Annotated in this window: 20 protein-coding genes and 2 pseudogenes; 19 read left to right on the forward strand and 3 right to left on the reverse strand. The window is 42.6% G+C overall.

The features are described from left to right. Positions 1 to 375, reverse strand: a pseudogene (locus tag L5L77_RS16320) (transposase); the annotation flags it as partial. A 1,701-nt stretch (positions 376 to 2,076) separates the two neighbouring features. On the opposite strand from L5L77_RS16320, the gene L5L77_RS16325 reads away from it, so the two are divergent. The 3 genes and pseudogenes from L5L77_RS16325 (at position 2,077) to L5L77_RS16335 (ending at position 3,724) form a co-directional block, all read left to right on the forward strand. Further along, on the forward strand, positions 2,077 to 2,796 hold the full coding sequence (locus L5L77_RS16325; RefSeq protein ID WP_263223125.1) for a hypothetical protein: 720 nt from the start codon (positions 2,077 to 2,079) through the stop codon (positions 2,794 to 2,796). Positions 2,797 to 2,920: 124 nt separating this feature from the next. Beyond that, positions 2,921 to 3,238, forward strand: a pseudogene (locus tag L5L77_RS16330) (integrase core domain-containing protein); the annotation flags it as partial. Positions 3,239 to 3,298: 60 nt separating this feature from the next. Continuing rightward, a complete protein-coding gene (locus L5L77_RS16335; RefSeq protein WP_263142988.1) occupies positions 3,299 to 3,724 on the forward strand; it encodes a nuclear transport factor 2 family protein in 426 nt (141 codons plus the stop codon). 306 nt (positions 3,725 to 4,030) lie between these two features. On the opposite strand, the gene L5L77_RS16340 is transcribed toward L5L77_RS16335, so the two are convergent. Beyond that, positions 4,031 to 4,660: a recombinase family protein gene (locus tag L5L77_RS16340; RefSeq protein WP_263142990.1), complete on the reverse strand. Its 630-nt coding sequence runs from the start codon at positions 4,658 to 4,660 to the stop codon at positions 4,031 to 4,033. 651 nt (positions 4,661 to 5,311) lie between these two features. On the opposite strand from L5L77_RS16340, the gene L5L77_RS16345 reads away from it, so the two are divergent. The 10 genes from L5L77_RS16345 (at position 5,312) to L5L77_RS16390 (ending at position 19,560) form a co-directional block, all read left to right on the forward strand. Next, positions 5,312 to 6,049, forward strand: coding sequence for a hypothetical protein (locus L5L77_RS16345; protein WP_263223126.1), 738 nt, complete (start codon positions 5,312 to 5,314; stop codon positions 6,047 to 6,049). A 228-nt stretch (positions 6,050 to 6,277) separates the two neighbouring features. Further along, positions 6,278 to 6,952: a hypothetical protein gene (locus tag L5L77_RS16350; protein WP_263223127.1), complete on the forward strand. Its 675-nt coding sequence runs from the start codon at positions 6,278 to 6,280 to the stop codon at positions 6,950 to 6,952. Further along, positions 6,927 to 7,154 (forward strand): hypothetical protein, encoded by a 228-nt coding sequence (locus L5L77_RS16355; protein WP_263223128.1) that lies wholly within the window; start codon positions 6,927 to 6,929, stop codon positions 7,152 to 7,154. Before L5L77_RS16350 ends, L5L77_RS16355 begins: the two co-directional genes overlap by 26 nt. Positions 7,155 to 7,219: 65 nt before the next feature. Beyond that, positions 7,220 to 7,675 carry a hypothetical protein gene (locus L5L77_RS16360; protein ID WP_263223129.1) on the forward strand — a complete coding sequence of 152 codons (456 nt, stop codon included), beginning with the start codon at positions 7,220 to 7,222 and terminating at the stop codon, positions 7,673 to 7,675. Between the two features lie 127 nt (positions 7,676 to 7,802). Further along, on the forward strand, positions 7,803 to 8,198 hold the full coding sequence (locus L5L77_RS16365) for a GIY-YIG nuclease family protein (RefSeq protein WP_259583121.1): 396 nt from the start codon (positions 7,803 to 7,805) through the stop codon (positions 8,196 to 8,198). 275 nt (positions 8,199 to 8,473) lie between these two features. Then, positions 8,474 to 9,070, forward strand: coding sequence for a tyrosine-type recombinase/integrase (locus tag L5L77_RS16370; protein WP_263223131.1), 597 nt, complete (start codon positions 8,474 to 8,476; stop codon positions 9,068 to 9,070). Positions 9,071 to 9,222: 152 nt separating this feature from the next. Beyond that, entirely contained in the window at positions 9,223 to 16,497 is a 7,275-nt protein-coding gene (locus tag L5L77_RS16375) for an HNH endonuclease (protein WP_263223133.1), read from the forward strand. A gap of 17 nt (positions 16,498 to 16,514) precedes the next feature. Continuing rightward, a complete protein-coding gene (locus L5L77_RS16380; protein WP_263223135.1) occupies positions 16,515 to 16,988 on the forward strand; it encodes an SMI1/KNR4 family protein in 474 nt (157 codons plus the stop codon). Positions 16,989 to 17,884: 896 nt separating this feature from the next. Further along, positions 17,885 to 18,319 (forward strand): translesion error-prone DNA polymerase V autoproteolytic subunit, encoded by a 435-nt coding sequence (gene umuD / locus L5L77_RS16385; RefSeq protein WP_263223137.1) that lies wholly within the window; start codon positions 17,885 to 17,887, stop codon positions 18,317 to 18,319. Further along, positions 18,307 to 19,560, forward strand: a complete 1,254-nt coding sequence (locus L5L77_RS16390; RefSeq protein WP_263223139.1) for a Y-family DNA polymerase — start codon at positions 18,307 to 18,309, stop codon at positions 19,558 to 19,560. Before umuD ends, L5L77_RS16390 begins: the two co-directional genes overlap by 13 nt. A gap of 80 nt (positions 19,561 to 19,640) precedes the next feature. Here the strand turns inward: L5L77_RS16390 and L5L77_RS16395 are convergent, their stop codons facing one another. Next, positions 19,641 to 20,180, reverse strand: a complete 540-nt coding sequence (locus L5L77_RS16395) for a hypothetical protein (protein ID WP_263223141.1) — start codon at positions 20,178 to 20,180, stop codon at positions 19,641 to 19,643. 377 nt (positions 20,181 to 20,557) lie between these two features. Here L5L77_RS16395 and L5L77_RS16400 point away from each other — a divergent pair, with 377 nt between their 5' ends. The 6 genes from L5L77_RS16400 (at position 20,558) to L5L77_RS16425 (ending at position 25,764) form a co-directional block, all read left to right on the forward strand. After that, the gene (locus tag L5L77_RS16400) at positions 20,558 to 21,343 is read left to right on the forward strand and encodes a hypothetical protein (RefSeq protein ID WP_263223143.1); all 786 of its coding nucleotides are present in this window, start codon (positions 20,558 to 20,560) and stop codon (positions 21,341 to 21,343) included. Between the two features lie 86 nt (positions 21,344 to 21,429). Then, complete coding sequence (locus L5L77_RS16405) at positions 21,430 to 22,161, forward strand: endonuclease (RefSeq protein ID WP_263223145.1); 732 nt, start codon at positions 21,430 to 21,432, stop codon at positions 22,159 to 22,161. Between the two features lie 14 nt (positions 22,162 to 22,175). Further along, complete coding sequence (locus L5L77_RS16410) at positions 22,176 to 22,409, forward strand: hypothetical protein (RefSeq protein WP_006087359.1); 234 nt, start codon at positions 22,176 to 22,178, stop codon at positions 22,407 to 22,409. 392 nt (positions 22,410 to 22,801) lie between these two features. Continuing rightward, a complete protein-coding gene (locus tag L5L77_RS16415) occupies positions 22,802 to 24,676 on the forward strand; it encodes a ParB/RepB/Spo0J family partition protein (RefSeq protein ID WP_263223146.1) in 1,875 nt (624 codons plus the stop codon). Positions 24,677 to 24,800: 124 nt separating this feature from the next. Next, positions 24,801 to 25,256 carry a type II toxin-antitoxin system HicB family antitoxin gene (locus L5L77_RS16420; protein WP_263223148.1) on the forward strand — a complete coding sequence of 152 codons (456 nt, stop codon included), beginning with the start codon at positions 24,801 to 24,803 and terminating at the stop codon, positions 25,254 to 25,256. Between the two features lies 1 nt (position 25,257). After that, the gene (locus L5L77_RS16425; RefSeq protein ID WP_263223149.1) at positions 25,258 to 25,764 is read left to right on the forward strand and encodes a hypothetical protein; all 507 of its coding nucleotides are present in this window, start codon (positions 25,258 to 25,260) and stop codon (positions 25,762 to 25,764) included. Positions 25,765 to 25,766: the final 2 nt, after the last annotated feature.

A 25,766-nucleotide genomic window follows, 5' to 3' on the forward strand; every position in this document is an offset into this window, starting at 1 on the left:
TTCTTCACTTTCCACTCACCTTCGCCATAGATCTTCAAGCCTGTCGAGTCGATAGCTAAGTGCTCAATGGCGCCGCGAGTCTTGGTTTTAAAAGCAATATTGACCGTTTTCGCGCGTTTACTGATGCAGGTGTAATGCGGGCAAGATAATGGGATGTCACCCAGTTTAAACACCGAATTGATGAAGCCCTGTAAGGCTCGCAGTGGTAATGGCTAAGTCGCTAAACACACGAGGACGACCTTGCTTGGGCTGCTCGACCTTGGCTTTCCACTTAGCGATTGCCTCCTCATCAATCCAGAAGGTAAGTGAACCGCGGTTGATTAAGGCTTGGTTGTATTGCTTCCAGTGGGTTGTTTTATAGCGAGGTTTTGACACGGTTGATGGGTAAGCTGATAGGCGATGCCGCTCAGATCTGCGGCTACGGTTTTAGTTCAGCTTATTTTTTTCTAATCTACAAGGAGCATTAAATCTATAGTGCAAAAGAATGATTTTTTTGATCGCTACTATTTTAATGGGAAAGTATTAAAATATTAAAATGAGTTGATAAATTTTCATGTTTCGAACGATACTGATATTTGTTAAATGATTTAAATTGTTGTAGATATTTTAAATCTATTAAACGTAGCAATAAATACATGAAAAATAACCTCAAATGTAGTAGCCTTAGATTATATAAAAATAGCTTACTACTGATGAAGAATTTGATGATTTATTTAAAATAAATAACTTGAAAGAGTATTGGAAATTCTGAGGATGATTATTTCTGCGATAGCAAGTAAAAATGAAGTGCTGATACTAAAATAAACGATAGAGACATTCGGTAAATTGAGGGATGACTCTGGTCAAATGCAGTTGTGAGATTTTAATGCAAATAGTGATAAATGAGGTAACTTTTAGCTTGCGCAAGTCAATATAGCAGTCGATTGTCACCATTGTAATGAGCTTTACATTTTTTGTACTCTAAAGTCATGAAAGAAAATTAATTATTATGGATAACATGGGGTTAATTATTATTAGTTACCAGTTGAAATTAAAATAAATGTATTTAAGATCTGATGCGTACTCCACTATCTGAAAGACAATGTCTGACATCTTAGTTATAAAGCTAAATCATATAGTTTCGGTTTTTATATCTAAAACCTTTTAAAGTGTATAGATAAGTAGTCTAGGAAAACGTAGCAAAATTTTTTTAATTTTAAGATGGCAAGGTGGATTTTTATTTTAAACAGCGATATTGAACCGGCCTGGATACCTGAATATATAATTACTTAAAATAAATTTCGCTCAGCCATTGACGCTAGATATTATATCAAGATATTAATCACATTATTTGATAAAGTGTTGTCGGAATTTAATGCTGAAAATGTAACTAGCTCTTTTATATTATCTAAGTTTGATGTAGATAAAAATATGCAAAATTAATGGCGATTAATGGTTTGATTTTTATGGCTCGATGGTGGAAGTGAAGATAATACCATAAATAATGGAAGGTTACGATGGTTGGATTTATCATGAAAAATATTAACAGGCAGTTAAGTTGCTTTACTAAAGATAGATGATATTATCTTGTTTAATTATTATTTTGTTTAATTATTATCTGAAAAATGTGCCAGCTATTATTTAGCTTATTGATAAAGAACAAGGTTAATTTAGTATCGCTACTATCCGATTATGAATAACCTAGAATAACCGTGAAATTGTAATCGATGTTGTATTTTGCACTCTGTTGAACTTACTGATAACTTTTCTGTAATAAATAAATTGTTTGATAAATGTTGAATTGAAATATGGGATTTTGTAATGAATTGAATTATTTTTTACTCTAAATGTGTGATAGTGTTAATGGAGCTTTCTAGCCAGCTAGTAGCTTAATTCGCTAGTATCGCACTTCTGGATTTAATTATGGACTTTGGTTAATGTAGTCATTTAAACTTTTTTTAATCAAAATATTTTATTTTTATATAGTTTTGCAAACTAAAATTATTAATTAAAAGACTCATTAAAAGCTGAAAAATCAATAAATAGATATTATTTTAAATAATTAAGCGTGTTAATTAAAGTTAATTTGGATTGAATATGAATACTGTTAATTTTTCAACTCTTTACGCCATTCCAAACCATCCTTTAGCTCAAGATGTTCAGGATAGTTTGCTTTATGCCCAATTGCGCACTAGAGAATATATGAAAACTTATGTACTACAGGAAGGACAAAGTTACTTGGATGTTTGGTATACTATTTTATGCAATGTTTTGTCAGCATATCCCGGGTATGTTGTTTGTAATGATGATGCAGGGTGGAGAAATATGAACTTCTTTCATAATGATACTTTAAATGAAATAAGAAATATTTATGGTGGTGAAAGAGTAATTGATGTATTAAAACAAAATTGTCGTGATGCCGAATGTTGTATGCCAGGGATTGCTGATGCCGATAGAGGTTTTATGGATGGTTATATAACCCAACTTTCAAGATCATTAATGAAAGCCGGCAATGGAAGTAAAGCTATGTCAATATGGGATGGGAATACTCGGAATGGAAATTATGTAAACTGTATGAATTCTGGAGTTAATATGTCAGGAGGGGGGGGAGGAGTATTATCATTATTTATAAGTGTAGTGGCCTTTAATAAGATAAATTGTAACAGTCATTACCTATGGGAGGGTATCGGTAATGATATATTTAGAGTCGCAATGCATTGTACTTTTTCGCCAAGTGATTATGATAAGGTCCGTGATAAAGTTAAGGCGTATCTCAAAGACTCCGCTAAAAAATATGTTGCCAATCTTGATGTCTAGAGTTTGGTTGATGCGGGGTGATTTTTAATCTGTAGGTTATGAATGACGATGAAACAAGGGTTTTAAGCATCATACTGGGCGCTCAGGAAGCACTCTGTAGTTATTTGTGCAAAGCCATTCCACAGGCTCGCAATATACCAGTAAGCAATTCGGTAGGCTGCTATCGAGCTATGGTATCCGAGCCAGCATGGATGATGTGGGTGCGAGTTGGGATAATGCCGTTGTTGAGCGTTTCTTTGGTAGCTTGAAACACGATTGGATTTTTAAAGTTAATCAACCAACAAGGGCGTTTATGAAGCAAGATGTGGCGGCTTACATGAAATATTACAACTTGGAGCGATTTCATTCTGTTAATGACAATCTGTCACCTGTAGAGTTTGAAAATTCTCAAGTAAAAGTGTCCAGTTTGGACCAGTACACCCTACTACAAAAATTACATTGACTTAATATTGGAAATTAAGTTATTAAATTAAATATCTTATTTTAATCTAGGGAAGTGGAAGTGGAAGTTAATAATTCTATTTTAGATTCCGTACCTCAGACAGTCCTTGACTATGTGAATGGTTGGGTGCAACGGAATGCAGATTTGATCGTCTCCTCCATGGCTGACGAAGCTACATATATCGACAAACCGCATCCGGTAATTCTAAAGTCGGGCATGAAGGACCATCTTGAGAAAGTGGCTTGGGTCAATTTCCCTGATATGACATTCGACACGATGAAGCTTTTCGGCTGTTCCAGTACTAATAACTACGCTTGGGAATGGGCACTCCATGCGTCGAAGTGTGGCGTGATAGTTTGGCAAGCATCCGACAGAAGTATCTACTGTGAGGGGGTGGACATTTTGACTCTCAATTCAGAAGGGAAGATCGTGCAGTCTGTTTGCCATATCGATAGAAAAGCTCTTTGGGATTCAGTGGTGAGTTGAGTTAATAACTTGGTGGGTTGTTCTGTAGCGGAGATAATTAAACTGCTAGAATCACCACTTGTCACAGATAATTTGGCAACTATCTAGAACCATGGTGAATAACGCCTAGATAGCCAGCCCCCATAGGGGGGGGCGAGCCATTTATGTCCGATAGGATTAGACCAGAACAATAATTCAACATTCATATTTTGAGTCTGCCACTACAAACTTTACCCCAGACTGATTGACGCTGGTCAAAAACAGACCCATTTCGCCCCGTTTCTTCCTTTCAGCGGAGCTTTTTTTGCGCTAGGATGAATCAAATCTCTAGAGAACTGATTCATCGTTTTTTAGCTCATTTAACTTAGCCGCTTTGGCAATGGTAGAACGACTACATTTAAGCAGACTCTGCACTTGTGACCAGCTTTTCCCTTCATCTAGTAGTAACCGAATATTTTGCCTTAATCCATGGTCAGGCTGACGTCCAAGGTATTTGCCTAAGGTTTTTGCCTTTTCGATGCCTTGCGCTTGTCGCTTTCTTCTTGTCTCATAATCATCTCTGGCCATTGCAGCGGCTAAATCAATCATGAACTCCGTGAGCACTTTTGCGATCATGGTATGTTCTTCTGTGCCATTTAAGATCCCATGTGTCATTGGTTGGTCAACAACAACAATATGAATATTGGCCTTTACCAACTTACTCTTTAGCACCTTCCATTGCTCAAAGGGGAGGCGAGACAATCTATCGACTTTTTCTATGAGTAAAACATCGCCAGGATGAGAGTCCATGATCAAGCGCCCAAGTTCAGGCCGTTCAATTTTAGCCCCTGATTGTGTCTCGGTATAAAAACTGGCTATGCGAACATTTTTACTTTCTGAAAATTGAACCAACTCATTTCTGGCTCGATTGGCATCTTGTTCATCTGTTGATGCGCGCAGGTAGGCCCGAATAAACATTTTGCCTCATTTGGTATTTTTAGAGTATGGTTTACGATGATAGTGCGAGCAGGGTTTGAAATCAATATATAACGAACCAATTGGCTGTGGAGTGATACTGGTTTGCTTGGGGTATACCCTAAATGAATAGATCTTATTATCATATTGGACCTATGCAGACTTAGTTAAGGGGAGGGACATATTAAGTTTGCATGGTTATGGCATAGTAAGTGTTAGAGCGATCATCATAAGCCATTTCTGCCCCAAAGCGTTTTCAGTTCATGAGTTTAATCGAAAGTTTCCCCGCCTCTTTTTCCTACAAGTTCTTACTTATTTACCAAGTATTACAGCAAAGCTACTAACAAAGTATGGCGACTATACAATTGTATTTAAACTTAGATGTTTTTGAGTGTTTTTTAAGGCATGTGAGTGCACATTAACTCAACTGATAACAAATAAAGATATCTGAAATCAATTGATTATGTGACTCTAGTTTTAGTTCATACGTTTCGAAAACGCTCATGCGATTTTTTCTCGGTGGTGTATTTGATGGAAAGCTGATAAGTTCTTTGCATACAAATAGTTAACTATGCGTGTTTTTACTGCTCTAACGAGATAAACGTAATAAAATATTAGCAGCCAGCTACCATCAGAATGTACAACAAGTAGAATATGAACGACGAAAAGCGATTTGAACTATATGAGAAGCTATACTTTCACGAAGTGGAAGCAAGGGAAAAGATATTATCTCGCCTACAAATTCCTTTGGCGCTGCTCTTATCTATAACCAGCGTATATGCAATTTTGGTCAACGGAATTTCTTTTGAAAATGGAAGTTTATGGAACTTCTGTTTCGGAGGTGTTTTTTCGGTTAGCGTTGGCTTTTTCATTACTAGCGTGTCGTATTTTTTAAGATCGTTCTATGGGCATACCTATGAATTTATACCGTCTGCACTAACAACAGAAAACTATCGAAATAAACTAATTGAAACGTACAGAGATTATGATGAATGCGATGAACTTGTTGAAAAGCACTTCAATGAATATATATTTAAGTACTACAACGAGTGCTCTTCTGCCAATACAGTTGTTAATGATAAGCGATCTGAATTTTTGCATAAATGTAATACATACTTGATTCTTACTTCATTACCTCTTGCTATCGCATTCTTGATATTTTCTCTTTCAGGGGTTGATAAGAATTCAGTAGAGAAGGAATTTAAGGTACAAATTTCAAAACCAATAGAATTAATTAACTCTAAATCTCCACTAGAAATTAATGGTAAGTTTGACAATACTACCTTAAAGGTTGATTTTTCGGATGATTTAAAGGAATTACTGAATGAGCGAAAAGCCGAAACCATCAATGCCACCACCACCACCGGCACCACCTCCAAAGAGAATCCTTAGAGAGGATGTAGATCTGGGCAAATTAAATCAAAACCACAGAAAAAGTAAGGGGCAGTAGCATGTCAAAAGATAAACCAGCACCTCCACCTCCACCTCCACCGCCACCTGTAAGATTAGTGAAAGACAGTACTGGTGGTAAAGGTAAATAGTGCTAACAAGCAAAGACAGGGCGACGCTCAAATACTGCGCGCCTACTTTGAGCATTATGCGCACAGGCTAAAAATGATTATGAAGATTTTTGATAATAATAAAGTTTACCTCGGTATGTCGGGCGTCAAAATCAGTTTTGATGAGTTAGTTTTACCTAAAGGTGTCATTGCTAGGAGTGCGTATGCTCACTTTATGTCACCTCATATGGTTGCGCTTGATTCGCCAACTAGAGATAAACTTGCTCCTTCTCCTTGGAAAACGGTAAGAGGCTCAAGTGACAAAATTGTTCATTGGGAGCTTGAAGTCGATTTAACTCAAAAGCCAGAAGGGGCTGAGGCATATGATTATGTAAAGACCCTTGTTAGCCTTTTGCGCTTAGGGCTGTCACCACAAATACACTGTTTTTTAATATCATCGGTTTCATTTGCATCGAAAGCCGAGTTCAACGATAGCGATCCAGAAGTTTCGTTGTGGGAGACTAACCGAGTATTAGTCCTTAAAGGTGCAAATGACTATCTTTCTCAAAATACGTTTAGTTGGATCGCAGAAAACTTAGAAAGGTGTATAGGTCTTATTTATAAACATTATGAGCTCAAATTAGCGGTAAGTTCATTGGATGAAGTTTATTTTCAACAATATCTTCCAATGAGTCTCGTATTGTTGTGGGGGGGCTTTAGAGGCTATTTTCACAAAAGACAAAGCAGAATTACGTTTTCGAGTATCTGTAATGGTTGCATCTTACCTAGAGCCTGATGATGGTGATAAAGCCTATCTGTTATATAAAAAAGTGGCAAAACTGTATAACGAACGCTCAAAGGCTGCACATGGTGACAATTCAGTAGAGCAGGATACCTTGCTACAAACATATGAGCTTCTTTACAAGTCAGTGGAGAAAATTTTTGAACAAAACTTGGTTCCAACGAAAGAAAGCCTAGAGCGAAGCTTATTGGGGTAAGTGCGCATACAAGCGTTTAAGGTCTATTCGCGGCGTTATAGTGCAGATGCATATTGGAGCTTCATTTGAATAAAGATATTAGGCAAAATATATACCAAATTCGGGATATTCTAGCTGGATTTGAGAAATCTGACTTTCATAGCATGACTAGCTTTTATTTTTCATCAGGCTTTCCTGCTGGCTGCTGTGGAGACGCTAGCGATTTGCTTGGCTTATATTTATTGAAATATCATGGACTAGATAGTGAGTATGTTTGTGGTCACGGGTTAGAAGATAATTCAAACCTAACTCACGCATGGTTAGTATGCCAAGGTTACATTATCGATATCACAGCCGATCAGTTTAACAATAACGGTTATGAACAGCCTGCTGTCATCATAGAGAAACAAAATCCATTTCATGAGCTATTCGATGAAACTACCAGACGTCATACAAGTATTGAGTACCTCAAAGGTACTGGTATTTCAAGTGTATTGGCAAAAGTACTGTCAGTAATGCAACCGCTGGAAAATGCGCTATAACAAATGGTTCAAAAGTTATTCGGCACGCGTGGCATTTTGGTATTCGTTGGTTTTAGTGATTAAGTTGGTATGCGGCGACTTCAACATTGCGTTACTTCTCATTAACAGGGCGTTATAAGTCAAAACTATGCTAAGCAAATTAACCAACATTGGATTCAGGAAGGTAGGTGTTTGGTCGCTAACCAATAGTGAACCTGATCTGGAAATTCAGGCGGAGGCAGAATCTTCAAATATTCTCTATAGCTTTGTTGTGGACGGCATTCCTAAGTACGTTGGCAAAACAGTTCAGCCTCTCAAAAAGAGAATGTATGGTTACCGAAAGCCTGCTGCAACACAGAGCACCAATATTCGAAATAACAGCAACATTAAATCAGCCTTACAAAATGGCTCTGTCATCGAGCTATATGTTTTACCAGACCACGGACTTTTACATTTTGGTGCGTTTCATCTCAATTTGGCTGCAGGACTCGAAGACAGCATAGTTTCTTCGCTGTCGCCAGAATGGAACTCTGTAGGGAAATGACTTATAACAAGTCAATTAACTACTCGCCTTCGGTACCGGACGCAGTATAGTCGCGCCAGTTATTGGGACGTTAACTCATAGATATTTTAATCCGAAACTCACTACCTCGAGCTAAAAGTCTAACTCTCCTTTGCCCCAAAGCAATTCAGCACTTCATTTCTAGACTCCGCTTTAATTTTATTTATGCATGAGATTTTATAATCCATATTTGCTCAGTTAAAAGCGCTATTTCCTATACTTCAAGTGTCTATTCATTACAACCTGAGGAGGTTTATATGGACGCTTGGAATAAAGGTCATCCCATGGGACAAAAACGACCTTTTAAATTGGAAGAGATTTGGCGCATTCGTACTCGTTTGGAGTTAGAACATAATATTGCTGAGTTAGCGTTACTTAATCTGGCGATTGATTCAAAATTGCGAGCCTGTGACTTATTACACTTGAAGGTCCAAGACATTACCTCATCTGGCATCATCAATCCGCGAGTGCGATTAACACAGCGTAAAACCCATCGTGACGTGCAGTTTGAAATTACCCAAAAAACTCAGCATAGCCTGACGTCTTGGTTGCTCGAAAAGGGATTAACCGCTGAGGATTATCTATTTCCTAGCCCAAGGAGTATTCATCAGCCGATGAGTTATAGCTATTACCGATCGAGGGTAAAAAACTGGGCGAGTCAATTAGGGCAGAATAGTGAATTGTATGGCACGCACTCGTTGCGTAGAACCAAGGCGACATTAATTTATCGTCGAACCAAGGATATTCGGGCGATTCAAATCTTGCTTGGACATGTCAAGCTGGATAACACCGTGCGCTATTTAGGTGTCGAAATTGAAGATGCACTGCGGATTTCAGAAGCTATTGAAGTATAAACTTATCAAGTGTGATTATGATTAAACCATCATAGCTTCACTGTTTTGAAAGTAAAATAAAACCAAACAAAGTGTTTCACTTTGTTGCTTAGGGGTGTTTATTTTTGTATTGTGATTTGAAAAAAAAAGGATCTTGAACTAAAGGGAATGCCATGTTGCCACTGTGGACGCTGCGCCGTAAATCATCTTTTGCCGCTTTTATGTTATTGCTTGGACTGGTATGGCTAACACCGAGTTATGCGGCGTTGACGAAACCGAAGGTTGAGATAGACCCAGTATTACCAAACATTCCTTTACCTGTGGATGCACCGACTCTTTCCGGCAGTCGATTTACGTCAATTGTCGAATTACGATGGGGTATCGATTGCTCCATTACTGCCGTTAATATCCAAGAGTCACTTGATGGTAGTGCTTGGACGAATGTATACAGCGGATTGGGCCAAGCTGATAATGGTGTTGTAGCCTATAAATCGTTTGCTGTTGGTGGCACGGTTTGTTCTGGTGGCTGGTCTTGGAAACGAATATTACAGGTACCTAACAAGACTCTCTCTGGATATTACTACCGAATCAATGCTTGTAAAGGTTCATTTTGTAGCGCTTATAGCCCCTCTATTCTTGTTGGCAGCCCTTCTGCGCCGACAACTCCAACGATACCAACTTCGATCTCCGCACCAGCAACCAATGCAACTGGGGCTTTTAGTGTTTCTTGGTCGAGCGTCAGTGGCGCTACGCGTTATGAGTTACAGCAACGAGTGAATGGTGGCGCTTGGGTCGCTAAGTATTCTGGAACGGCCACAAATAATGCGTTGTCGGGGCTCACTTCTGGCACCTATCAGTATCAAGTGCGTGCTTGCACTACAGCGTGCAGTGCTTGGAAGTTATCGAGCAATACGCAGGTGACTTTGCCCGTGCTTGGAAGTGATTGGAAAAATTTATCTCGGGTGTCTGTTGCAGATGCCGGCGGCAGTGACACTGCACCTTCTGATGCTGTAGATCTCAATGCTGCATCGGTTAAAGGGCAAGCTGGCGTATCGGGTGGTCAAGCTAGTTATCACATTCCCATCGATTTACCGCCAGGACGTAATGGCGTTCAGCCACCTGTATCGCTTAGCTATAACTCCCAAGGGGGGAATGGCATTTTAGGTGTGGGTTGGTCACTCAATGCAGGGTCAAGCATTAGTCGCTGCGGTGCAACCTTTGCCCAAGATGGCTTTACCCGTGCAGTCACCTTTAGTGCCTCAACTGATAGGTTGTGCCTCGATGGTCAGCGTTTGATTGCCATTACAGGCACCTATGGCACAGCTAATACCGAATATCGTACTGAGATGGACTCCTTCGTTAAAGTGGTTCAGCACGGCAATATCAATGACAGTAATAATCGTTTTACTGTCTATAAACCTGATGGAAATTCGGCAACCTATGGTGCAAATGCTAATAGTCGCTTTGTGCCAAATGGGTTAAGCACTGCATTAAGCTGGAAAGTGACCCAAGAGTCGCACTCAAATGGTGCTAATACAATAGATTATAAGTATGACGACTCGGTCGCAGGCGAGCACCTTCTAAGTCAGATTTTTTATACGGGTGGAAATGGTATTCTAGGCGATCGTAATGTCGAGTTTATCTATGATGTTCGGGTGGATAAACGGAAAAATTATCTGGCAGGAGGGCTAACAACAAGTACTCGTCTTTTATCTGAAGTTCGGGTCAATAGTACAGGGAGCCAGTCGGTTCTACAATACCGTTTAAATTACTTACTTAGTCAGGCAAGTGGTAGGCACTTGTTACAAACGATACATCAGTGTGATGCGCAAGGGCGTTGTACACCCTCTACAAATATGGCTTGGAGTGATAAGTCTTCAACGGTTAAAGCGAATGAATTCTCCATTGGTGGGCAAGCGGTGTTCTCTGGTGAGTTGGATATTAATAAAGTGACGCCGCATGGTGATGCTAATGGCGACGGTTCCACAGATTTCCCAGGGTATGACACTAATGCAGAGCAGGAAATGCTAGGCCAAAATAGTTTTACTCACGAGAAGGCTTGCTATAACGATTATGTCTCTGATGGCTGGATTTGCGTCGCGTTTGATGCGGACAATGACGGTAAAGTCGACCCCTTTAAATCCATCAATACTATCTTACATATCCAATTGTCTGCGTCGGGGTCACTTTCCTACATTTCAACGGGGATACCGTTTAATCCGAATCGTTTCCCCAGCCCAGATAGACTGATGGGGGCGACAGACCTTAACGGCGATGGTTATGTTGACCTTATGGTGTTTACCGTTGCGAACAATAAAGGTTACTGGCGGGCTTATTTGAATTCAGGCAACAAACTGGCCCCTTATTCATCCACTGCGCATCAATTGATTCATGAAACACCGATAGACCCCAAATTGGGAAGCTGGCCTGCAAGACCCAGTGTTGATGTCAATATGGCTGGCGATATTGATGGTAATGGCATGATTGATTTTGTGGTTTCAAGTTTGGGCGGCAGTGGCGCGGCAAATGCGCCAGTGCCTAAGCTTCTCAGTTTTATATTAAATAACAGCACTCCGCAGCAATGGAACGCGCAGTGGGCTAACGCTCCTACTTATCCGTTTCACATTGGTGATGGTTTTCATTTTTTTCAAAAGTTGGTTGATATTAATGGCGATGGATTACCTGACATTGTTTCGTGGCGAATGGTAAATAATGACCGATTAATTGGCTATGAACTCAATCAGGGCGGCGTGTTTGCTCCTTGGGTAGCTTTTGGGGGCAATCTGCATTTGAAAGAGCGTTCCCATTCTGTGGTTGTTACAGCGCAAGAGCCTATGGATGTCATTTATCCTCAGCACTTCGACAGCATGCAAACGGCTGATATTGATTTAGACGGTACCGAGGAGATATTACTTCCAGGTACGAGGGTTATAACAGGTTGTGCCTATGTTATGTTTCCCGGGGGAACTTCTGGAAGCGGGATCAAAAGGACACTTTGTGGGGATGCACTTTATGGGGATATGCCCGTTGACAGTTCAAATACTGTTCCCAGTAAACCAATTGTCAGTTCAGATTTCGATGATTCGATTTATCAATACGATGCGATTAAATTTGTGTTGCAAGCTGATGGTCGCTGGGGCTTAGTAAAACAGCCTACTCCATTCTATGGCTCAGCCTATGAATCACGTTTAGTGGATGCATTTGGAGATGGCCTTGTTGACATGCTTACCACCTATGGACCACGTATACCTGGAACGGGCCAGTTTAACGAAACGTGGTTACAAAACGCAGCCTCTAGCATGTGGGGCACACAATACGGTGCTTACCTCAGCCGTAACTATGGTTCTGGCACTGGACAAACCACAAGCGATTATGCAGCAACCGATTATCTGCAATCCGTCACTGATGGCCTAGGTAACAGTAGCGAATGGCGTTATCGCCCACTGTCAACCGGAGAAGGCAGTGCGGACCAAGCTAAGCTCTACACTACAGATTTCGATGAAGTGGGAACCGGCTATGTGCATTTCGGCTCCAGCATGTATGTGGTGCAGTCCTTCAAGCAAAGCAACGGTCAGAGCGGGGAAAACGAAACCCAATATGCTTATAAAGGCGCGATGTATAACCTACAAGGACGTGGCTTTACCGGATTTAATCAAATCTGGGAAAAGGATATGCTGCGGGATAAGACGGTGCATAGTGTCTTCAAGCAGAAGTTCCCTGAGGTGGGATTGCTGACATCACAGACAGTGACAGCGCCGAACAAAAATGGTGTCAAGCGTACTGTGGCTGAGCTGAAAAATACTTGGACCGATAACCCGCAGCATAAGGCAAGCCTGGTGCGCAGCAAAGGTGCGTACCACAACATTCAGACCAGCTCGCTGCAGACGTCTTGGGAGCTGGATGATGGGAGCCTGATGTCAGAGATAAAGCAGACGGTAGGAACTAGCCCTACCGATGTGGATGAGTGGGGCAATATTAAAAAGCAGACCCAATCAGTTACAGATTACATAAAGGGTCATGCGAATACCTATACCAGTGTGACGGAAACCGATTATGTGCCCGATGTTAATAATTGGTGGCTCAATAAGTTCAACTGGATAAAGACGAGCCACAGTACTGCGCTGCGCAACTGGGGAGATGACCCCGTCGGCACGATGGATAAGGGGCAGTGGCAATTGCAAACGGTCAATACCTGGGATAGTGCACATCGCCTCCCCATCAAGATGACCTATACCGCCAGTAATAGCAGTTGCAATCGCGTCGAAGAAACCACATTAAACAGTTACGGTCTGCCACTGTGGACTAAAACCACAGGGCAAAGTAGTACGTGTAGCGCCATGGCCGCAAGGCAAACCAGTTTTACCTACACCAAAGACGGTACAACTCAGGCTGACGATGGTTATCTGCCTTACAAGGTCACCAATGCCAAGGGCCATATCACCACCACCGAATACGACATGGGGCTAGGACTCCCCACCAAAGTGATAGCGCCTAATAATATCGTGACTCAAACCGAGTACGATGGTATCGGTCGTCCGGTGCAGGTCAAACAGACGGGTAGTCCAACCCGCTATTTGCGTTATTTACTCGCCAATGAGGGGAATAATCCGCCCCAGGACAACGACAACATCCCCGTGGTAATGACCCGCACCAGTGGTGCAGGTATCCCTGAAACGGAGCAATATTTTGACGGCCAAGGTCGATTACTGCGCACGGCAACTCAGGGCTTCGATGGCGGCTATCAATATCAGGATAAGCATTATGATGCACTTGGACGCTTAACCCGAGAGTCAACGCCCTATGGTAACGGCACGGCGGCAGACTATACCGAGTTCAGTGATTTTGATGCGCTTGATAGACCCGGCAGACGCACCATTCCTAATGGGCGCTCCGGTGGACTAGAGTCCCTATACACCTATAACGGGTTAACCACCGATATCAATGTCGAAGGACGCTTGATGTCGCGTACCTATGGCAGTCAAGGCTGGTTATATGAAACGGTGGATGCACAAAATGGCACTAACCGCTTTGCCTACGATAGCGCCGGTAGACCGTTAGTTATCCGCGATGCTAACAATAGTGATATCAAGGCGACTTACAACGGTTTTGGCCATAAAACCCAAGTTATCGACCCTAATCAAGGCACTACCCATTTTGGTTACAACAGCCTAGGCGAACTGGATAAGCAAACCGATGCCAATGGCGTGGTACAAACCTACGTACTCGATGTACTGGGGCGCGTCACCAGCAAAACCACCACGGGCGGCAGTGCACCAGGTACAGCGACCTTTGTGTGGGACACGCTCAAACAAGGCTTGCTCACCTCTGAAACCGAAAACGGCGTCGCTCGCACTTATGCCTACACAACTGCGCTGCAATTGGCGCAAACCACAGTGACCGTTGATGGAGTGAGTCGCACGGTTAAACATCAATACGATAGCTTCTATGGTCGTCCTAAGGCACTCGAATACCCCAATGGCTTAACCCTGAAATATAGCTATAACGATTATGGTTACCTCGAGCAGACCAGCAATGCTGCTTCTGGCTATCTCTATCGTCAAGTTACAGCCATGGATGAGGCTGGCCATATCACTGGCGCTGACCTTGCTAACCGGGTGATGTCTGAATCACGCAGTTATTACAGCGAAGGCACCATGGCGAGTGTCGAGGTGGATGGCCCGCTTGGGCGTATTCATGCGCAGTACTATGATGGCTATGATGAGTTTATGAATCTCACCAGTGAACGTGATGGGGTGACAGGCCTAACTAAGAGTTACCGTTATGACACGCTTAATCGCCTAACCGAGTATCAGTTTAGCAATACCAATCCGACCTTTAGTGCCACGGTTAACTATGCCTACGATAAGGTCGGTAACTTCCTTAAAAAGACCGACTACAGTGCCAATAGCACCACTGCCTACCGTAATGGCGGCAGCGCCTGTGGCTACAAGCCAAACGCAGTGTGCCAGCTAACTAAACTCAATGGCACCACAGTAAACTTTCAATACGATAATCGTGGTAATTTACGTGTGGGTGATGGTCTCACTATGACCTACAACGCCATGGATAAGCCACTGAGTGTCTCAGGCCGCGGTGCCACCACAAGTTTTGTCTATGGCAGCGATAATATGCGCGCCAAGCAAAGCCGCACGGTCGGCAGCGCGACCACGACCACTTATTATGTCGATAAGTACTATGAAGCCGACAGTGATGGCAGTTGGCGTGCTTACTTAGACGACATTGCGGTACTCAGCTATACCTCTCAGCGTAGTCATTTGCTGCAATTTACTCTCAAGGACCGCCTCGGCAGTGCCACCACCTTAGCCGACCAAAATGGTAATATTGTTAGTCAACGCTACTTTGACCCCTTTGGGCGAACCGCATCGACAGGCGGTGGGCATCGTACTGATATCGTGAATAAAAATACGCTGCAATCAAAGTTGCAGGATTTGGATATCACCAACAAAAACCGCCGCGGCTTCACCGACCACGAACATCTGAATGAACAGCAGTTAATTCATATGAACGGGCGGATTTACGATTACAACCTTGGCAGGTTTATGAGTGTGGACCCGTTTATCCAGAGTCCAACCTCGACCCAGAGCGTGAACCCGTACTCCTATATCATGAATAATCCGCTAGCAGGCACAGATCCGACGGGGTATGCGGCGTGTTCCTCAACTGGAAGTCACCTCAAAGGCCAGAGTGGTGTATTCTGCTCAGCTATTGAGTATGGCTCCGGTGACTCAGGGAAAAAGCAAACCAGATCTGAACCCACTAAAATCAGTAATGGCGCAGCTCTGGTGCAAGAGAAATTGCCTACAAATTTGCAGACCTGTGAGGTGAACGGGTTGGCAGACGTTACGGCGGAGTCAATTCAGTATATCAATTCTGTTTCAAATTATTTAGAACCATATAAATTACCAGATTATGTTGTTCAGATGGCGGAGTTTTGTAGGGGGTATCCTTGTGGCGGCAGTGGTGAAGTCATTCCTTCAATCTTTGTTGATGATTTGCTAGGATTGGGGCTCAAAAGTGTCATATTAATGCCAATGAAGGCCATTGCTACTCATGCAGATGATGCAACAGCAGTTGAGATGAGGCTGTCTGGTGTGGCAGAGAGTGCAGATAATATCCCACTTATTAATGGAAGGAAGCCAGTCAATAGCCAATATGCGGGTAGTACTCACCCTTCAGGTGTAAAGTTCAATGAGAAAGGTTTTCCTGATTTTTCACCTTATTCTAAGGCTCAGGTTGACATTAAAGGGTTGACTGGTAACTACGCAAAAGATGCAGCAATGGCTAATAAAGCTGTCGGTCTAAAAAATACGCCAGAAGGGTATCTTTGGCATCACGTTGAAAACGCTAAAACGATGCAACTCATACCAAAAGATATACATAACGCAGCCCGTCACACAGGTGGGGCTGCGGTATTACGTAATCAATAAATTCGGGAGTTTTCTTAATGAGTGTAAAATTTTCTAAACCAAAAGCTATTGAGCCAAAAGACATAGAGCTTTTGGCTCAGGCTTTGGGTTATTCCATACCTGACGACTTGAAAAAATTTTTTTTAGAGTTCAATGGTTCGAAGCCTGAAATAAATATTTTCACTGTAAGCCCAAATAATGAGTCAGGAGTTAATGAGTTGATCCCAATCTCTAAAATTGGTGGAGAGTGTAAATATTTGGATCATGTTGGGAAAAGAGTTTTCCCAGTAGCAGTGGCTGAAGGTGGTAATTACGTTGTTATTGATCTTGACCAAGGGCAATCAGTTTATTTTTGGGATCACGAAGAACCACAAAATATGATCAAGTTGGCAAGTAGTATTTATGAATTTTTAGATGCCTTGATGCCGTTTGACCCTGATAGTGTCGAGTTAAAAGAAGGACAAGTTGAGTCAGTATGGATTGATCCTGACTTTTTAAAAAGCTTGAAATAATTATCCAGCTTGTTCATGCATAAGAATAGAAATAATGAGGACTGGCATATTTTTTGTGTTTTTCAGCCCCATTTCCTTAGAGCTTTTTCTCGCCTGAAACTGGGCAATGTAACCAGCAGCTTGGGCAGTCGTGACCAGTAGAAGTGGGCAGCCTTTAACAGCCGTGTACGAAATTGGGAGCTGCGCCACTAATTGGTGGTGCTGGTGCAATTGATCGCTTCTGCTGTCTAAGAGTGATCACTTCTACCATTTTTAGCTGCTCAGTCTGCTGCGAGTTTTGACCAAATGAGTTTTGGAGATCACTCGCTTAAGTTCATGCAAGAAAATGGATAGCTTGTTTATCGGGTTTAATACTAACGTTCAATAATCGCCTTACAAATATTAATCCGAAACCAATGAATTAGAGTAAAAAATCTAGCAAGGTTTTGTCCCATTACGTGTCAGTTCTTCTGCTGGCACGTTTATGTCCAATTAAAATGACACGAAGATACTCACTCTTAATCGTCATTTGTATCCTTTGTCGTCTCTTGGCACTTATAAAGATGGAACGCCCCCTTGCGGGGGCTGGCTGTCTAGGAGCTGTTCACCGTGGTTCTAGACAGTTGCCATGAGCTTACCAAGTAATCTGCAACAAGTGGCCAATAATCTGCGGGTATTAACCAGATTTATGCAACAAAAGCGGCTATATCTGCCATTGTTTACCGATTTTCCATTACACATTACCATTTAAGAGAAAAGCAACTCGCCACCGAACCCTGATTTTTTGTGGATAACACCGCAAAGAGCGCGGCGATTACCCACCGAAAAAAGTCAGGAACCGGCAGCAGGATCGAAATTTTAGATTTTTATTTATTTACTGCTATTATTACTGATTATTTATACAGTGTTTTAGTGCTATGAAACTCATCACATGCAATGCGTGTGCGGGAATTTCGGGGTTTCCAAGCCCTGCGGCTGATTACGTAGAATTACCCTTGAGTCTTGATCAACTGCTGGTTGAGCATCCTAGTTCTACGTGGTTTGGCCGCGCAGCTGGTCGTTCGATGGAGGGGGTAGGCATTTATCATGGTGACATTTTAGTGATAGACCGCGCCGCTCAACGTCGCAACATGGCTATCGTCGTGGCGAGTTATAACGGTGAATTTACCGTAAAGCTCCTCGATGAAAAACGCCGTTTACTGGTTTCTATCGATCAACAGCAAAACATGACGTCCATTGCTATCGATGATGCAGATACCTTCTCGGTTGAAGGGGTGATCATCAAATCAATCCGACTTCATGAGCATTCAAATCTGCTAGAAAGATATCTGAGTCAACCATGTTCGGACTAATTGATGCCAACTCGTTTTATGTCAGCTGTGAAATGGTCTTTAGGCCCGACCTGCGCGGACTTCCCGCGATTGTGCTCAGTAACAACGATGGTTGTTGTGTCGCCATAAATCGTGCGGCCAAGTCCATAGGGGTGAAAAAATTTGCACCTTACTTTGAGCAGCAATATCTGTGCAAACAACATAATGTGCAGGTGTTTTCATCTAATTATGAATTGTACGCAGATCTGTCTGCAAAAATGATGCAAGTGATCGGGCGTTTCGCACCCGAGCAATACGTGTACTCCATCGATGAGTCTTTTGTGTCGTTTAAAGGCTGTGCTGCAATTGCAGACTTAACGGCACATTGTGCTCAGTTGCGCCGAACAGTTTGGCGTGAGTGCCGTTTGCCGGTGTGTGTGGGGGTTGGTGAGACATTAACCCTGGCTAAGTTGGCTAACCATGCCGCGAAACAATTGGCCCAATATCAGGGTGTTTGTGTTATCGATAACGATGCACTGCGGATTGAAATTCTAAAATTGATGTCAGTTGATGAGGTTTGGGGGATTGGACGTAAGATAACTGTAAAACTGGGCCTACTGGGTGTGCATACTGCCTATGATTTGGCGCAACTTGCGCCGAAAGTGGCGCGACAACATTTTTCAATTGAAGTCGAACGAACGGTGCGCGAGCTCAATGGCCAGATCTGTAAAACGTGGCATGATACTAAAGCTGATAAGCAACAAATATTTTCCACACGTAGCCTTGGTGAGCGAATAACTACCCGTGACTATTTACACCAAGCGTTAGCCAAACATGCAGGTATTGCTGCGGCCAAGGCGCGCGAGCAAGGTTCTCTCTGTAAATCGATGGTGGTATTTGCAGCAAACTCGCCGCATGATCAGCAGCCCGTGTATTTTAAGAAGGTTGTCCAGTTTGCCTGTGCGACCGATGATAGCCGTGAACTTTGCGCCGCCGTCAGTGAGGCACTATCAAAACTCTATCGCCCAGGCGTGCGTTATTATCGTATTGGGGTTGGCTTACTTGAGCTTTGTGCCAAAGCTTCGCAGCAACACGATTTGTTTAATGCACCGAAAAGTGATCCTAAATTAATGGAAGTCCTCGATGTGCTCAATCAGCGCTATGGTCATGATGTGTTACATGTTGCAGCGCAGGGGAATGATCAGCATTGGGCTATGCGTCGCCAGTTTTTATCACCGAAGTACACCACACGTTGGTCAGATATACCCACGATTAAGACCTAGCTGGATTATGTGACTGATCTGAACGCTACGTAATAACGAAATCATAAGGACTAGTCTCCGTAATTTAGGGAAGAATTTCATTAATCAATTTGGCGCACCAATGATAGATGTAGCTTTTCTCCCAAAAGAGATATTGGATCCTTGGTTCTTGTTCCTTTATTGTCCATATCAAAAACATCAACTTTCAATTTTTTTAGGTCGTTATCAGTTCGCACTAATTCGACCAATAAATTGGCATCTGTTAGTGATCTAATTTTTTTTAGTTGGTAAATGGTGATATGCGTGCCTGTTCCTGTATGTTTAAAATCTGATAGTTCTTTTTTTAAAGCCACTAATTCTTGTAATATGAAAGATCTATCCGTTTCCGCTCGTTTTATTACTCCTTGTAAAATATCATTTTCAATTTCTGTCGGAATGATAAACCATGTCGGTATCCCTCTTGAATTGGGATGCCCACTTGGTTCTGAATCGCTACCGTTCCATCGACAAGCAATAACATCCTCATTATCGTAACGTATTCTAGCAATTGAAAAACTACCTTCTTGTTTATCTTCCAGCACTCTAACTGCACTGACTGAGGTTTTAGGTGAAATAACAGTGCTTGGGTCAACATAAGACATAACTAATTCCTTCTCTAATTCTTTAAAAAATTCTATAGATTTTTTAGCGTTTTTTCTGTCGCCAGCTTAAGTGGTTGCATGTATATTTGCCTAAAGAATCCTTGGTGTCAATTTTTTTAATGAGTTCCTAGGCGTTCGAAAATTGTGATGCAATTAAATTAGTTTTTACTAATTTAATTGGTTGGTGTTTTTTCAAATTTTCATCGAAGTTGATTGATTTTCAATCTTTTTTTTGGCATCGTATATATGGGATTCAGTTACCGCTTCCAAGCCACGTGGACAAAATACTGTAAAAAAACAATGTCAATTCATGCGTACACGCATTGACTGACGTGAGTGGCGCGTCAGTTAAATCTGTTAATTACGGAGCTGTACTCATGTATCAAAAAAAGTTGAAAATCAGAAGAAAATTCCTTTCACACGCAATAAATCATGTCGCCGGAGAAAAAGTTGTAGGTGGGCGTGTTGCATCGGATATATATGCCAAAATACTTGGCTACGATAACAATAATACTCTCAATTATTTGCTAACTAAGAATGATCATATTGCGCAAATGCGTGTTATGAATGATTGGGATTTCAATAACGAAAGAGCATTTGAAATATTGTCATTCTATATTCCAAACTTCACGCAGAGCATGTTTTTCAACATTGAGCAAATGTCAAAGCCTTGGTATACAGGTAGTTATATTGATTGGCGTCCACAACTCATTTCTCTATTGAAAGGTGTTGAAAATGCTGAGTATTTACGCTATCGGAACTACTACGACTTATGTGATGGTTTATCATATCTTTTTATCTATTTAGCAGATGAGATCTACAATAATAAAGCCAAAAATAGAATATATATCATTTGTTGCGTACTAAGCGATCTGGTTGAAACCGGAAGGATTACGTCAATAAGATGGACTGATATTGCAGCTCTGTATAGAGAAGATAACTTTAATTTGTTAGTGGAAAAATTTTTTCTGGATAGAAGGAAGTTCATTCACGATGTAGAGTTGTTAGGACGTATAGAAAATTATGTGTTTAAGGATTCTTCGCTCTTCAGCACACATAGCATTGCAGCTACTCCATTCCAAAATTTATTTCGAGAATTAGGTGTAGATGTTGGAAATTTAAGTTTATCCGTGGATTTAGAGAGAAATCTCCAGTTATATTGATAAATTATCAAATGTTTAGCGTCCTCGGACGCTTCTTTGAGTAGGTTGGTATTGCGAGATTGGTTTAAGTTAAATGAGGTACAAAGTTGATCCGTGGATTGGTCTGTTTTATTGCTTTCTGGCCCTTTATTTCTGTTGCTTCCAATACGACGAATCAGTCGTTTAATCAGGCTAAAAAGCAGCTGTTATCGGTCTATCAAGATCAGCGGGAAACCCTCTATTGCGGTGCTGCATTTGACGCAAAAGGGCAGGTAATATCTCCGCCAGGATTTACTACTAAAACGCATTTAGCGCGCGCTAAAAAAATCGAATGGGAACACGTTGTACCCGCCGAAAATTTTGGTAAGGCATTCAGTGAGTGGCGTGATGGCCATGAGCAATGTATCGATAGCAAAGGTAAGTCGTTCAAGGGCCGCAAGTGTGCCGAGAAAATGAATGTTGAGTATCGATACATGCAAGCGGATATGCACAATCTGTTTCCGGCCATTGGCGCTGTGAATGCGCTGCGCAGTAATTACAATTTTGCCTTGTTACCGTCGGCTAAATCTGATTTTGGTGCCTGTGATATGCGCATTGATGGCAGCAAAGCTCAACCTCCCGAAGCCGCTAGAGGGCGCATTGCTCGGTCCTATCTGTATATGAACCAAAGTTATCCTAAATATTCGATGAGTAAGTCGCAGCGGCAGTTAATGACTGCGTGGGATAAGCAATATCCGGTGAATGTCCAAGAGTGCCAGCGGGCTAAAAAAATTGCCGCCATTCAGCTCAATGAAAATGAAGTCGTCAAAACTCGCTGTCAGCAAGCCAATATTTGGTAAATATACGAGAAGCTATGAATTACATTGATAATAACACCTTGTCAGAGCTGGATTTGGTTTGGCTGCGTAAGTTTAAAGCCAGTAAGAATTTAGATACGCTATTAATCCAAGTGACCGGCGCGGAGCGTAAAATAGATCAAGATCCTGCGCTCACTCAACGTGAGAAGTTTGATAATCTAACGTCGATTAATACGGCGTTTTGTCTTCGCGAAACTGAAGTAAAACAGCTCACCGGAGATTGGTCTTAAACTGGGCGTTCCCTTCGGTCGGGCTTTTCGCTTCGCTCCCCGCGATAACGTGATCCACTAATGACAAGCAAGCTTGCCGTGGCTCTACGTTCCTGCTTGCCAATCCCTAACGCAACCACCAAGCCCCAAACAAAAGCAAACATCAACGTCCTAAAGCACTGTCCGGTTCATTGCCGGCTAAAGTGTGAGTAAGCGTGCGCTTCTCTATCGCTTGTCATCGTTTCCCTGTCAATACCGTTCACGTCTGCGCTGTCACTTCTTATCTGTCTCATTTCACAACCTGCCCGCCAAGGGAGGCTTCGCCGCTGCGCGCCCTTGTCTGTCAGAACGTGAAATGAGTCAGGAAGTTAGGCGAAGACGAGAACGATATTTAAACGACAGGAAAACAAGCAATGACAAACTCAATTCAAGCGCAAGCGACTCACACTAAAGCCACCACTTTACCTGCCAGCCCAAAGACTCAAGCAGGCTCTCACAAGCCCGATATTGCTCAAAAATCGGCAATAGCGGCTAACTCTGTGGTGGCATTGGCTTCAACAGCAAAGCCCGTGTTACTGCAATTGCAGATTAACCAGTTGGTGTTGTCTGAGAAGAACGTGCGTAAAGAAAATGCGTCAAAGGCTGACGATGAACAGTTGTATGCCTCCATTTTGGCGCATGGCATTTTACAAAATCTGATCGTCGAGCCCATGAACGCGCAAGGCTTATACCCTGTGTTGGGCGGTGGCCGTAGACTGAGACAGCTCATTAAAGCCGTTAAAAATAATAAGCTGAAACCGAAAACGCTCGTGCCTGTTAAGTTGCTGACAGCCGAAGAAGTGGCCAACTATGCCACCGAGCTATCAATGACTGAAAACTTCACACGCGCAAAGATGCACCCAGTCGATGAATTTCACGCTTTTGCTGACATGGTGAATCAGGGCGCGAGCATTGCTGATGTTGCGGCGCGGTTTGGCGTAACAGCGAAATTCGTGCAGCAGCGCATGAAGTTAAGCATGGTCGCCCCTGTTGTGCTCGATGCGTACAAAGCGGGGAACGTGTCGCTTGATGTCGTGATGATATTCACCATTGCCAGTATCGAAAAACAAGTCGAGGTGTGGGAGCTGGCAGGCGATAGACGTTACAACGAAAACCAGTTCCGCAATATGCTTAAAGACGCCGCTGTGAATGCTGATCACTATTTGGCTCAGTTTGTTGGCCAAGAAGAATACGAAAAAGCGGGCGGGGTTGTGACCTCAGACTTGTTCAGTGATGAAGTCTATCTTGATGATAAAGCGTTGCTCGAATCATTAGCGACCGCAAAATTGGAAATCGAAGCAGCAAAGTTAATCGCGCGTGGCTGGAAGTGGACACAGATAAAGTTAGTTTCTGAATACGATGAACTTGCAGGGTTTGGGCTTCTAGACTCAAAAGAGGGTGAGTATGATCCCGCTGAAATGGCGCTAGCGGGGTGTATGCTCGTGTTAAAAAGTTATGCTGAGCCTGTCAGTATCTATATTGGGTTAGTGCATAAAGACGACAAAAAGGCGTTGGCACAATTACAAGCCAGTGTGCAATCAGACCCCCTCAACGTGGGTGACGTGAAAAAAATTGAAGATAAGGATGCAAGCGGCTATTCCGCTGCGCTCAATGACGATTTACGCGCACAGCGTTTGATTATCACGAAACATGCGTTAATGAGTGCGCCAAGCGTTGCGCTTGATACGCTGCATTTCTCTGTCTGTGTAAGCGCGTTCACTGACTCACGTTATGGCAGCCGTCCACTGCATATCAGCGTTAACGACACCACTTGTCATCCTAAAACGGGGGCGCTCACAGATAATAAAGCGGTGCAGTTAATCGAGGGTGTAAAAGCCAGCCTAAATTTAGTGTGGGTTGGTCTGCCAACGGTCGCTGAACGCTTTAACGCTTTTTGCGCTCTCGATGTAAAAGAGAAAGAAAAGCAGGTCGCTTACGCCACGGCTTCCATGTTCGAGGCGTCAATTGATAATAGTCATTGTGCCGCTGAGGCCGTTATTTCGACCCTCGATGTGAAATGGTCTAACTACTGGCGACCTACGGCAGAAACCTTCTTTAAGCGCGTGAGCTTGTCTTGTTTAATTGATATGGCTCAGCCTGTCATGGGTGAGCAGTGGGCATTACAAGCCGCCGCACTCAAGAAAAAGGATTTAGCAAATCAGGTTGATAGCTTAGTGAACGGGGAGCGAAAAGGGCTAGATGATGCACAAAAAGCCTACTTTGATGCGTTGATGCCCGCTGGATTTTAAACCGCATACTGATGCCGATTTACCCTGTTAATTCAGGGTAAATCTGCGCAAAAATTAACTAAATAAATTGAGTTGTGTGTATGTGTGTGTATAATGGTTCAACGGTTAACGCAGAGGTTTTACCATGCTATTTATGGTCGGGATCGAAAGCCCTGCTGATGAAATGCAGGCGTTTGGTATCGTTATCCCCGTATTTGAAAAATTAGGCTATGGCTGTTTTTCGGCGGCGGATAGCCAAGAAGAAATCTTGTTTAAGGCTAAAGAAGCCATTTTATTAATGGCCGAGGAAGTGATCAACGATGGTCATTTAGTCGATAGCTTGAATGAAGGTTATCGCGACTATCAGGCATTGCATCCTAAGTTCGACCAATGGCTGGCTTTAGAGGTGCCATTAGAGGCGTTTAAAGCGAAACAAAAACGCCTCAATATCACATTGTCAGAATCGCAGATTGTACGTATCGATAGCTTTGTGGCGTTTCATCGCGAGTTCAAAGACCGTTCGGACTTCTTAGCCAAGGCGGCTGATAAGTTAATGAACAGCGCTGACTCAGTAAGATCGTGTTCAAAAGTGGGAGATTGATATGGGCAAAGTAACCGGTATTCCATTTTCAGAGGTGAAAGCGCAGCTTATGGATAATCCCGAGGTTGTCGCAGCCTATGAGCAAGCCGTACAAGCTGATGAACCGATCCACATTATTCCAGTGCAACACAGTGAGGGCGTTATCATGCCAATCAACAATATCGTGAGTTGTACGCGCCAACCCAATCGCGCCAGCTTTTCCTTTGTGAATCTGTTTGGTGGCCATCACTATCCAGTGACGATGATTTTTATGCCCTCTGGCGCGGTGAATGTGGTTGTCGCGGGTGCGCGGTATCGATGCCAAGCAAACCAAGTGCAGCGCGTGATTGATGAGTCAGGGCTTGAGCATGACGGCTTAGCGTGTTTGAAATATTCGATTGAAGCGGGTGAGCTAAATTTTCACATCCCTGCCGATGTTCACGAGCAGCTTAAAGTGCATCCAGAGTTTCAAAAATACCGCCTCATCGAGTGGGAAGATGAAGAAATGGATAACGACAAGGAAATTTAGCC

This window comes from Shewanella sp. SM29 (assembly GCF_025654245.1).
Taxonomy (GTDB): domain Bacteria; phylum Pseudomonadota; class Gammaproteobacteria; order Enterobacterales; family Shewanellaceae; genus Shewanella; species Shewanella oncorhynchi.

Bases quoted from the DNA above. Each gene is read 5' to 3' on its own strand.
- L5L77_RS16370 (WP_263223131.1), top strand. From the start codon at position 8,474: ATGGACGCTTGGAATAAAGGTCATCCCATGGGACAAAAACGACCTTTT.
- L5L77_RS16365 (WP_259583121.1), top strand. From the start codon at position 7,803: ATGCTAAGCAAATTAACCAACATTGGATTCAGGAAGGTAGGTGTTTGG.
- L5L77_RS16395 (WP_263223141.1), bottom strand. From the start codon at position 20,180: ATGTCTTATGTTGACCCAAGCACTGTTATTTCACCTAAAACCTCAGTC.
- L5L77_RS16325 (WP_263223125.1), top strand. From the start codon at position 2,077: ATGAATACTGTTAATTTTTCAACTCTTTACGCCATTCCAAACCATCCT.
- L5L77_RS16355 (WP_263223128.1), top strand. From the start codon at position 6,927: ATGGTTGCATCTTACCTAGAGCCTGATGATGGTGATAAAGCCTATCTG.
- L5L77_RS16345 (WP_263223126.1), top strand. From the start codon at position 5,312: ATGAACGACGAAAAGCGATTTGAACTATATGAGAAGCTATACTTTCAC.
- L5L77_RS16420 (WP_263223148.1), top strand. From the start codon at position 24,801: ATGCTATTTATGGTCGGGATCGAAAGCCCTGCTGATGAAATGCAGGCG.
- L5L77_RS16350 (WP_263223127.1), top strand. From the start codon at position 6,278: ATGAAGATTTTTGATAATAATAAAGTTTACCTCGGTATGTCGGGCGTC.
- L5L77_RS16375 (WP_263223133.1), top strand. From the start codon at position 9,223: ATGTTGCCACTGTGGACGCTGCGCCGTAAATCATCTTTTGCCGCTTTT.
- L5L77_RS16380 (WP_263223135.1), top strand. From the start codon at position 16,515: ATGAGTGTAAAATTTTCTAAACCAAAAGCTATTGAGCCAAAAGACATA.
- L5L77_RS16410 (WP_006087359.1), top strand. From the start codon at position 22,176: ATGAATTACATTGATAATAACACCTTGTCAGAGCTGGATTTGGTTTGG.
- L5L77_RS16425 (WP_263223149.1), top strand. From the start codon at position 25,258: ATGGGCAAAGTAACCGGTATTCCATTTTCAGAGGTGAAAGCGCAGCTT.
- L5L77_RS16390 (WP_263223139.1), top strand. From the start codon at position 18,307: ATGTTCGGACTAATTGATGCCAACTCGTTTTATGTCAGCTGTGAAATG.
- umuD (WP_263223137.1), top strand. From the start codon at position 17,885: ATGAAACTCATCACATGCAATGCGTGTGCGGGAATTTCGGGGTTTCCA.
- L5L77_RS16400 (WP_263223143.1), top strand. From the start codon at position 20,558: ATGTATCAAAAAAAGTTGAAAATCAGAAGAAAATTCCTTTCACACGCA.
- L5L77_RS16340 (WP_263142990.1), bottom strand. From the start codon at position 4,660: ATGTTTATTCGGGCCTACCTGCGCGCATCAACAGATGAACAAGATGCC.
- L5L77_RS16415 (WP_263223146.1), top strand. From the start codon at position 22,802: ATGACAAACTCAATTCAAGCGCAAGCGACTCACACTAAAGCCACCACT.